The sequence below is a fragment of the Actinomadura logoneensis genome (assembly GCF_003428695.1).
Taxonomy (GTDB): Bacteria; Actinomycetota; Actinomycetes; order Streptosporangiales; family Streptosporangiaceae; genus Spirillospora; species Spirillospora logoneensis.
This window is the reverse complement of sequence record NZ_QURH01000178.1, coordinates 1-9,308: the sequence shown is the minus strand read 5'-3', so window position 1 is coordinate 9,308 and position 9,308 is coordinate 1. Positions and strand designations below refer to the sequence as shown.

Genomic DNA, 9,308 nt, shown 5'->3' with positions numbered 1-9,308 from the left:
CGCGCAGCCGGGCCGGCGGCCGCAGCCGCGCGCGCGTGCTCGGCCGCGGTCGCGTCCTCGGCCACATCCGCTTCCTCGGCCGCGGCCGCGTTCTCCCCGGCTCCGGCGTTCTCCCCGGCTCCGGCGTTCCCAGCGGTCCCGGCGTCCTCAGGCTCGTCGCGCCCATGCCTCCGCCCTCACTCGTCCTCGTGGACGATCTTGGACTTGGTGGTGATGCCCCAGGAGCTGCCCAGGCCGGGGATCAGGATCGGCACGTCGATCGTGACGACGGCGTAGTCCCCCTCGACGTCGACCGACAGGTGCTCCTTGTCCTTCCATCCGCCGTAGACGCGCTCCACGGCGCGGCGGCGGACCTCCTCCCGGTTCGCGGCGCCCTGCCTGGTGGGGCTCTTGTCGTAGCCGATGACGGCCACCGCGCGCGCCGCCGCGTTCGACGCGTGCGAGGAGTACATCGAGGTCAGGCCGACCAGGACGACCTGCCAGCAGAGCAGCCCGACCAGCAGGATCATCGGGAAGATCGCCGCGAAGTCCAGCGAGACGCCGCCCCTGTCCTTCGGTCCGCCCCGTCCCTTGCCCCTGCCGTCCGACGCGGGCGCGCGGACGAGGTCGAGCTCCCCGGCGAGCCGCCCGACCGCCTTGCGGAAGTCGTTGTTCTTCACCGCCGCGGGCGAACCGGTGTTGGCGGCCTCCTCCAGCGCGCGGAACACGGCCGGGATCGCGGCCTCCCGCAGCCGGGCCGCGCCGATCATCTTCTTCGCCAGGTCCGGCTGGATCTCGTTCTTGCGGTCCGTACGGGTGAGCAGGACGGTGGCGTCCTCGGGCTTGCGGATCGTCAGCCGGGCGAACAGGTCGGTCAGCCGCCGCGCCGACCGCAGCGCCGGGACGTCCGGCGTCGCGACGACGACCAGCTCGTCCGCCAGCTCGACGGCCATCGCGTTGGCGTCGGAGACGTGCGTCCCGCCGTCCACGATGACGACCTCGTACCGGGACCGCACCAGCGTGAGGATCTGCCGGATCGTACGGGCCGAGACCTCCTCGGCGTCCTCGCCGTTGCCCGGCGCGAGCAGCAGGTGCGGCCCCGACTTGTGGACGTACAGCGCCTCGGACACCACACCGGCGTCCAGGTCGCCCGCGGCGGCCAGGTCGGAGATGGTGTGCCGGTGCTGGATGTCCAGGTAGCCGGGGATGTCGCCGTTCTGGAGGTCCATGTCGATCAGGCAGACCGACCGTCCGGACGACGCGACGGCGATGGCGAGGTGGATCGCGACCGTCGTGGTGCCGACGCCGCCCTTCGCGCCGCACAGCGTGACCAGCGTGCCCTGCTGCCCGGACACCATCGGCTGCGGCGAGCTGAAGTGCCGCCGCATCGTCCGGGACCACTCGCCCGCCTGCGTCACCCGGTTCTGCAGCTCCGACAGCGTCGGGTCGCGCTGGATCACGCCGCGCGCGCCCGCCGCCATCGCGGCCGAGAACGTCTCGGTGCTGGCCTCGTCCACGATGAGGATCACCGCGAGCTGCGGGTACCGGCTGACCAGGTCGCGGATCAGGTCGAGCGCGGGCAGCGGGCCGAGGCCCTCGTGGATCATCACCACGTCCAGCGCGGGCACCGACGCGACCGTGCCCTGGACGTGGCCGGACAGCGTCTCGACCGCGACGACCTCGAGGTCGGGCAGCTCGCGGAACTGGCCCGCGAGCGCCAGCGCGACGTCCCGGTCCTCGACGCCGAGGAGTACCTGGATGCTCATGTCACCTCGCCGGGATCGTTTCGCACACCGGCGGCATCGAGACGCCGTCCGGAGTGGAGCCGGAGCCGCCGATCAGCGCGAGGCGGATCTTGGTCGCGAAGCTCTCCTCGCGAGCGAGCTTCAGGCTGTCCGACGCGCTGAGCGCGAACGTGATGGGGAGCTGCTTGTCGGTGACGGTGTTGTTCTTCTCGTTCCGCACGTCGGTGACCTGGTCGATCTGGGTGACCAGAGCCGACTTGACGATGCGCGCCGCACACGACTGCTGGTTGTTGCCGCCCTGGTTCTTCTGGTATGTCGCGTAGATGTCGACGTGCATCCCCTTGCGGACCCGGCCGGCGACGCCGGTCTCGGCGTCGATCGTGATGGAGATCTCGCGCTGGCCGGTCTGAAGAGTCGGCCCGGGGGCGAGCATCCCGGTCTGGAGGAAGGCCCCGGCGGGCAGGTCCGCCGCGGCGACCTTGCCGTCGAGCTGGGACAGGTCGGTGATCATCGTGTTCGGCGACCACTTCTTCGGCACCCAGACGTGCTCGAGGTTCTCCGGGGCGACCCGGGTGAACGCCGCCACCGGTGTCCGGAGGCGCAGCACCTCGGTCTTCACCCCGACCTCCGCGCGCACCGAACCGACATAGCTGAGGATGCCGGTGAACACCACGACCGCACCGAGCGCGGCCAGGATCATCAGCAGGACTCCGCGTCGCTGGCGGGGGTTCATGGTTCTCCGTTTCCGATGTCAGAGTGGGGGGTCATCGGTTCAGCGCTCCACGCGCGGTATCCCGAACACGACGGTGTCGCTGCGGTCGTCGTGCTCGACCGGCCGGTCGCGGGGCGGGAACACGATCTCGCCGGCCACCCGCGGGCGTCCGGGAGGTCCGGGGCGTCCGCCGGGTTCGGGAGCGTCGTCGTCTTCGGGCGGCGGATCGTCCGCGGGCAGGTCGTCTTCGGGCAGGTCGTCCGCGCGCTCGGCCGCCGGGGGCTCCCAGGCCGGGGGACGGACGTCCGGCGCGGGCCGAACGGGGAGCGACGCGGGCGGCTGCATCGGCTGCGGCCCGGACGGATGCATCGGCTGGGGACCTGAGGGATGCGTCCGCGGCCACGCGTCGGCCGGGTGGACCGCCCGAGGATCGGGCGACTGGACGGGCTGCGGCCCTGAGTGCTGAACAGGCTGTGGCCCTGAGTGCTGAACAGGTTGCAGGCCGGAGGGCCGGATGGGCTGCGGGCCGGACGGGTGCATCGGCTGCGGGCCTGAGGGGTGGACGGCCCCAGGGCCGGAAGGCGGACGGGGCGTGGGATCGTCCGCGCGCGGCCTCCGGTACTCCGGGCGCGTGACCTCCGCGGGCGGGTCGCGGTACTCGGGCCGGGTGACCTCCGCCTCCAGCTCGGGCGGCGGGACGATCCGGTACTCGGGGCGGGTCACGGGAGCGTCCTCGTCCTCTTCCACCCCGAGGTGCGGGTCCGGCCGACCGGCGTCCTGCTGCCAGGGATGTGCGGGTGGAGGAGTCTGCGGACCGGACGGCCATCCGGGTGTCGGCGGCTGCACCGGTGACACGGGCGGGGACGGTTCCTGGCGGCTCAGCCCCTGCGGAGGCGCGGCGGGCGGCTGCGGCAGCACCGGCGGCTGCGCCGGGGGCTGGGGCCGGGGCTGTGCCGAGGGCTGGGGCTGCGCCGGGGGCTGCGCGGAGAGGTCGGCCGGCGGACGGGGCGAGGCCGGCGGCCCCTCCTGCGCGGAGGGCTGGACGTTGCGGCAGAAGGGGCAGCGGGGCAGCGCGATCTGCTCGCCGCACCAGGTGCACGGGACGCCCCTGGCCGACTGCAGCGCGGACTGGAGCACCGACTGGAGCGCCTGCGGATGGCCGCTGATCGCCACGAACTCGACGTACTTCTTCGCTCCCCAGTACTTCGGGCTGAGCGGCTGGGCGGGGGCGTCGATGAGCGAGGCCGTCGCGAGCGCCGGGCTGAGCGAGCGGTGCACCCAGTCGGTGTCGCCGCTGGACGACGGGACGGTCAGCAGCAGCACCGGATCGGCCGGACGCCCCTCGATCTCCGGAACGGGCTGCGCCGAGGTGACGCGGTGCACCAGCGCGTTCGGCGACATCAGGACGGAGAACCCGCCGTTCGGCAGGTACGAGGCGACGTGCTTGCCGAGCCCGACGTTCAGGTGCTCGAAGTGGGCGACGCTGTTCACCCAGGCCCCCGCGACGGTGCTCTCGGCGAGCGCCGGCGCGAGACTGACGAGCGCGCCGGGCAGGACGTGCGGCGCGACGAAGGCGAGCTGGTCGGCGACGAGGCTGAGGGCGAGCGGCGGCAGCCGGAGCGGCAGCCCGGCGACCCGGTCGGTCATCAGCGCCGCGCGGGCGAGCGTGACCAGGCGCTCCACCCGTCCCGGCGCCCACGCCGGGTAGACGACCAGGACGGCCGGGCGGTGCGCCAGCGCGTCCCGGACGACGTCGATGAACTGGGCCTCGCCCTCCGGGCCGGGCGGCGGCTGGAGCCGCACCGCCGCGGCCGCGCCGAGCATCCCGGTGCTCGGCAGGTCGCCCATCAGCAGGACTGCGCTCACCGGGGCTCCGGTTCGCTCACACGCCCGAACGAAACAGGGGTGCCGCCGTTCGCGCCGAGCCGCAGTCGCATCATCTCCAGCCCACCTCTATTTTCGAGCGCCCCGACAATAGCCATCGAACCCGCCACTCCTCAAGCCGCATTCCCAACAGCGCTCCGGCCTTCTCCAGGCTCAGCGACTTCTGACGCAGCCCGCGTCCCTCCGGTTCCTAATCCCCACAATCCCACCTCGGCCCGCCTGGGACCGGGTAACGGATTCAGAACGGTCCGACGACTGATCATCTTGAGTCGCACCGGGAAGCACAAGGCGCGTCCGAAGCATGTCAGCTCCGGAGTGACAAGAATTCATACCGATGTCCGAACCCGGTCACGAATTGGGTCCCCGGACCCTTGCGGAATCGGCGCGGCGGCGACCACGGTGTCCTTCCGGCGGAGGCGTCCTCGCACGTCAGGACGGATCGTGACCGTCCCCGCCGCGGCCGGCCCGCTCGCGCGGGACCGCCCGCCGCCCGTCCGGCAGTTGGGTCCACGGTTGGGCCCCCAGGCCCTCTACCTGGGGGAACGCGAACTCTAGATTCATCGACGTCCGACCCCTGTCGCATGGAAGGGGGCCGTGATGCGGCTTCGAACGTCCCCCGCCGACCGGGGTGCCACCGCTCTCAGCTATGGAGCGCTTCTGATCCTCGGAGCGGTGCTGCTCGGCACGCTCTGGGTGCTGGTGTCCGGCCCCGTCCGCTCCGACATCACGGCGGCGATCTGCCGTCTGTTCGGCGGCAAGAACTGCACGGCGCCACCTTTCGACTACAAACCGTCCACCGGCGCCTGCATTCTCAGCTCGAACTCCAAGAAGGTCGGCGCGTCGGTCACCGTGTTCTCGGTGAAGGTGGGCGAGAACTTCCAGGCCGTGAAGATCCGCACCGCGGACGGCAAGGTCAGGATCATGATCGTGCCGGTCGACTACAAGCTCGGCGCGGAAGCGGAGATCGGCGGCGGCGCCACCATCGGCAAGAACACCTACGGGCTGAAGCTCGGCGCCAAGGTGGAAGGGTCGCTGAACCTCAAGTACGGCGACACCTGGGTGTTCAACAACGACCACGACGCGTCGGAGTTCCTCGACAAGATGAAGGGCGACCTGCTCCGCAAGGAGGGTGAGAAGGTCAGCCCCGGCCTCTGGGTGTTCAACAAGGTGACCGGCTGGAAGCCGCACTACCCCGACCCGGCCATCAACCAGTTCGAGGTCGGCGTGGAGGGCGTCCTGAAGGGGTCGGCCGGGTTCGGCAACCTCACGACCGGCGACAACGGCAAGAAGTCCATCAAGGACATCGGCACCGGCGCGGAACTCGAGGGCAAGGCCGGCGACGGCATCATCGTCACCAGGGACAACAGCGGCCCGAAGGACAAGGGCTACCCGGTCACGTCCTACACGTTCCAGGTCAAGGGCAGCCTCAAGGGCGGCCTCAAGGTGATCGGGGCCGGGCCGGGCGGCGAGGCCGCCTACACCGGGCAGACGAAGGTCACCTTCGACAACCAGGGCCGTCTCAAGAGCATCACCTGGATCACCAACCAGGAGAGCAACACGTCCGACGGCTACAAGAACCCCGGCAAGAAGACGGTGAACGGCAAGGACACCGACAAGCAGATCACGACGACCACCACCACCGTGAACTTCGACGACTCGAACCGGGCGATCGGGCAGCAGTGGATCCGCGACAACGCGTGGATGATGCCGTTCCAGACGCTCCGGAACACCTTCGACGAGAACGGCGCGTTCGTGGCGAAGGACCCCGGTCCGAACGCCAGCCCGATGGACCGGCTGCTCTACGAGAAGGGCATCGTCAACCGCAACGTCTACGACGGCAACGTGGACGAGTTCAAGCTCGGCCTCGAGGGCGGCGACGTCGTGAAGTTCGGGATCGAGGGCGGCTACGAGGGCGAGAAGCAGGGCCTGGTGGACTCGCAGTACCTTGGTCCGCCTGAGAACGGACAGCGGACGTTCCAGACCTGGCCCGAATGTGCCCCGAAGTGAGAGGTGGCGGCATGCTGCGAACACGGTCACTCGGCGTCGTCGCGGCGGTGGTCGCGCTGGCCTCCGGATGCGGTTCGTCCGGGCCGGCCAAGGGCACGACGCCGAAGGACCACGTCCGGGGCGACGCGCAGGTCCTCTCCGTCGCGTACCCGAAGGACTGGCAGGCCGGCCCCGACCAGAGCGTCGCGCTGTCCCGGCAGGCTCCGGACCGGACGGCGTTCCTGGAGGTCGTGAAGGACGTCTCCACGACCGCCACCGCCGACCAGCTCTCCTCGCTCGCCGAGATGGGCCCGCAGCTGCAGACGAAGGGCTACCGGCGGACGGACGAGAAGAAGATCGACGTGGCGGGGGCCAAGGCCGCCGAACGGCTCGACTTCACCTTCGACGGCTTCGCGGGGACGGCGAACGCCCCCGGGCAGGGCGTGTTCGTCGCCGTGCTCGGCGGTGACCGGCACGCGCACCTGGTCCGGATCACCTTCCAGCGCGGCAAGCTGTCCGACGGCGCCCTCACCGACATCGTCTCCTCGATCAAGGTGGGCTCGTGAACGGCCCGCTCCGCGCCCTGGCCGGATGGTTCGCCGCCGCCGCGATCTGGCTGGTCGGGTTCGCCGTGGTGGCGAACCTGTCCTCGGGCGTGGCGAACGAGCGGACGATCCCGGCGTTCGACCGGCTCACCCGTATCGACCTGCCATGGGTCGTCATCAGCCTCCTGATGGTCCTCGCGGCCGGGCTCGTCTACCGCGACCTGACCCGCCCCGGGCGCTGGCTCGCGGTCGTCCTGCTGGTGCCCGCCCTCACCACCGTCCTCGGGGTGGCGGCCCCGGCCGCGGGCGGGACGTCCCTGACCGCCGGGCTCCTCTACATCGTGGAGGGCGCGGCGGGCGCGGGCCTCGGCCTGTTCGGGGCGCGGCTGGTCGGCCACCGCGAGGAGCAGCAGGGCGGATACCTCTGATGTCCCCGTCGTCCCTCCCGTGGTTCTTCACGGTGGTGCTGTGGCTGTTCGGCGTGGGCTTCGTGTACGGCGGCATCCGGAACGTCCGCGAGTCGCGGGAGTTCCTCTCGTCCGCCCAGACCGTCCCCGGCGTCGTCGTCGGGGTGCACGTGGACGGCCACGGCGACCTGCAGCGGCGGTACGCCAAGCTCCGCTTCACCACCCACGAGGGACAGCCGGTCGAGACGACCAGCTATACGTCGCACGGCCCCCTCGAGCTGTTCCGGATGCAGAACCAGACCGTCCCCGTCCTCTACGACCCGCGGAACCCGCGCCGCGCCCGAATCAACAGCGGCTCGGGACGTGGCGTCGGCGGCTCGACGGCCCTCGCCGCCGTCGGCGTCGTCATGTTCCTCATCGGAACCGCGATCGCCGTCGCCCACATCCTCTGACCCGCCGGCCCGTCCGGCCCGTCCGGTGCCTTCGCCGGAAGCCGAAGGCACGCAGCACTCCGCGACGCGTCGGGCCCTGGGGCGGCGGGCACTCTAGAGTCGTTCCAACGGTCAGGAACACTTCCAGGAGACGGCGATGACGCACCCATCCGACCCCGGCCACTCCCAGCCGCCGGGCGCCTCCGGCCACCCCTACGGCCCCCCGCCCCCACCCCCGTCCGTTCCCCGCCAGCCGCAGCCCCCCTACCCGCCCCCCGCCCCCACCCCCGTCCGTTCCCCGCCAGCCGCAGCCCCCCTACCAGCCCCAGGCCCCGACCTCTGACGAGAACTCCCCCCGCATGACCGGCCCGCAACAGACCTGGACGCCGCCCCCGCGACAGAAGGGCCTGATCGGCGGCCTGCTCGACGCGAACTTCGACACCCTCGTCACACCTAAGCTGATCAAGTTCTGGTACGTCCTGGCGATCGTGCTGATCAGCCTGCAGTGCCTGGCGTTCCTCCTGCTGGGTGTGAAGATCGCGACCTGGGACGACTTCTGGGGGTGGGGCGTCATCATGGCGGTCTCGTCGCCGCTCGTCTGGCTCTTCGAGCTGCTGATGGTGCGGATCCTGATGGAGGCCGTGATGGTCCGCTTCAAGGGCGTGGAGTACCTGCACGTCATCAAGGACAAGATCTGACCGGCGCCGGACGGCGCTGAGGGACGGCGGGCGCCGGAGACACTGCAGGCACTGAGGGCGAGGGACGGACGTCAGGTGGCCGAGTTCGGCGAGACGCGACGCGACCCGGGGACGACCCGGCGGGACGTGCCGGAACCGCGCGGCGGCGGGGTGCCGTTGGTGCGGTTGCCGGAGGAGTTGGCGGGGCGGTTCGCGGTGGTCGCGGAGCTGCCCGTGCAGGGGGCGGAGTCGGATCTGCTGCTGGTGCGGGACGGCGGCGGGCGCGAGCTGGTGATGAAGGTGTTCCGGCGCGGTTACCACGCGGACCGGGACGTGTGGGCGAAGCTGCCCGCGCTCGGGTCGCCGCACGTGGTGCGGATCCTGGAGACGGGGAGTGCGGGCGGGCGCGACTACGAGGTCGCCGAGTACGCCGAGCACGGGAACCTGCGGACGCTCATGGACGGCCCCCTCGACCCGGAGCTCGTCGCCGACCTCGTGCGGCAGCTCGCGGACGGGATCGGGGCGCTGCACGGCGCGGGGATCGTGCACCGCGACCTGAAGCCCGAGAACATCCTGGTCACCGGCCTCGACCCGGTGCGGATCGCGATCACCGACTTCGGGCTGAGCCGGGTGCTGGAGCAGAGCGTGGTGTTCGCGTCGTCGTCGCGGACGCTGGCGTACGCGGCGCCGGAGTCGCTGTCGGGGCAGGTGTCGCCCGCGCGGGACTGGTGGTCGCTCGGGATGATCGTCCGGGAGATGGCGACCGGGCGCCCGCCGTTCCTGGGGCTGAGCGAGACGGCGGTCGTGGACCACCTGGCGACGCGTCCGATGCCGGTGGCGGACGTCGCCGACCCGCGCACGCGGCTGCTGGCGCGCGGGCTGCTCGCGCGCGACCCGCGGCGGCGGTGGTCGGCGGAGCAGGTGGCGGCGTGGCTGGCGGGC

The 9,308-nt window shown here is 71.6% G+C and carries 9 protein-coding genes; 6 read left to right on the top strand and 3 right to left on the bottom strand.

Translation table 11 applies throughout. The annotated features are described in order from the left end of the window. Nucleotides 1-176: 176 nt before the first annotated feature. Genes DZF91_RS09310 through DZF91_RS09300 form a run of 3 tightly spaced genes read right to left on the bottom strand, consistent with a single transcriptional unit; the run spans nucleotide 177 to nucleotide 4,302 of the window. Nucleotides 177-1,745 (bottom strand): AAA family ATPase, encoded by a 1,569-nt coding sequence (locus DZF91_RS09310; protein WP_117357071.1) that lies wholly within the window; start codon nucleotides 1,743-1,745, stop codon nucleotides 177-179. A gap of 1 nt (nucleotide 1,746) precedes the next feature. Then, a complete protein-coding gene (gene cpaB, locus DZF91_RS09305; protein WP_117357070.1) occupies nucleotides 1,747-2,457 on the bottom strand; it encodes a Flp pilus assembly protein CpaB in 711 nt (236 codons plus the stop codon). 39 nt (nucleotides 2,458-2,496) lie between these two features. After that, nucleotides 2,497-4,302, bottom strand: coding sequence for a chromosomal replication initiator protein DnaA (locus DZF91_RS09300; protein ID WP_117357069.1), 1,806 nt, complete (start codon nucleotides 4,300-4,302; stop codon nucleotides 2,497-2,499). Nucleotides 4,303-4,917: 615 nt separating this feature from the next. Here DZF91_RS09300 and DZF91_RS09295 point away from each other — a divergent pair. The 6 genes from DZF91_RS09295 to DZF91_RS09270 form a co-directional block, all read left to right on the top strand. Continuing rightward, a complete protein-coding gene (locus tag DZF91_RS09295) occupies nucleotides 4,918-6,327 on the top strand; it encodes a hypothetical protein (protein WP_147341074.1) in 1,410 nt (469 codons plus the stop codon). 11 nt (nucleotides 6,328-6,338) lie between these two features. After that, nucleotides 6,339-6,872 carry a hypothetical protein gene (locus DZF91_RS09290; protein WP_117357067.1) on the top strand — a complete coding sequence of 178 codons (534 nt, stop codon included), beginning with the start codon at nucleotides 6,339-6,341 and terminating at the stop codon, nucleotides 6,870-6,872. Further along, entirely contained in the window at nucleotides 6,869-7,279 is a 411-nt protein-coding gene (locus DZF91_RS09285; protein WP_117357066.1) for a hypothetical protein, read from the top strand. The genes DZF91_RS09290 and DZF91_RS09285 overlap by 4 nt, the downstream gene beginning before the upstream one ends. Next, nucleotides 7,279-7,710 carry a DUF3592 domain-containing protein gene (locus DZF91_RS09280; RefSeq protein WP_117357065.1) on the top strand — a complete coding sequence of 144 codons (432 nt, stop codon included), beginning with the start codon at nucleotides 7,279-7,281 and terminating at the stop codon, nucleotides 7,708-7,710. Before DZF91_RS09285 ends, DZF91_RS09280 begins: the two co-directional genes overlap by 1 nt. Nucleotides 7,711-8,048: 338 nt before the next feature. Beyond that, nucleotides 8,049-8,387 (top strand): DUF4282 domain-containing protein, encoded by a 339-nt coding sequence (locus DZF91_RS09275; RefSeq protein WP_117357064.1) that lies wholly within the window; start codon nucleotides 8,049-8,051, stop codon nucleotides 8,385-8,387. A 75-nt stretch (nucleotides 8,388-8,462) separates the two neighbouring features. Continuing rightward, nucleotides 8,463-9,308, top strand: an 846-nt coding sequence (locus DZF91_RS09270) for a serine/threonine-protein kinase (protein WP_147341073.1), incomplete at its 3' end; no start/stop codon positions are given.

Excerpts from the sequence above, each read along its gene's own strand:
- DZF91_RS09310 (WP_117357071.1), bottom strand. The coding sequence starts at position 1,745 with ATGAGCATCCAGGTACTCCTCGGCGTCGAGGACCGGGACGTCGCGCTG.
- cpaB (WP_117357070.1), bottom strand. The coding sequence starts at position 2,457 with ATGAACCCCCGCCAGCGACGCGGAGTCCTGCTGATGATCCTGGCCGCG.
- DZF91_RS09295 (WP_147341074.1), top strand. The coding sequence starts at position 4,918 with ATGCGGCTTCGAACGTCCCCCGCCGACCGGGGTGCCACCGCTCTCAGC.
- DZF91_RS09290 (WP_117357067.1), top strand. The coding sequence starts at position 6,339 with ATGCTGCGAACACGGTCACTCGGCGTCGTCGCGGCGGTGGTCGCGCTG.
- DZF91_RS09280 (WP_117357065.1), top strand. The coding sequence starts at position 7,279 with ATGTCCCCGTCGTCCCTCCCGTGGTTCTTCACGGTGGTGCTGTGGCTG.
- DZF91_RS09275 (WP_117357064.1), top strand. The coding sequence starts at position 8,049 with ATGACCGGCCCGCAACAGACCTGGACGCCGCCCCCGCGACAGAAGGGC.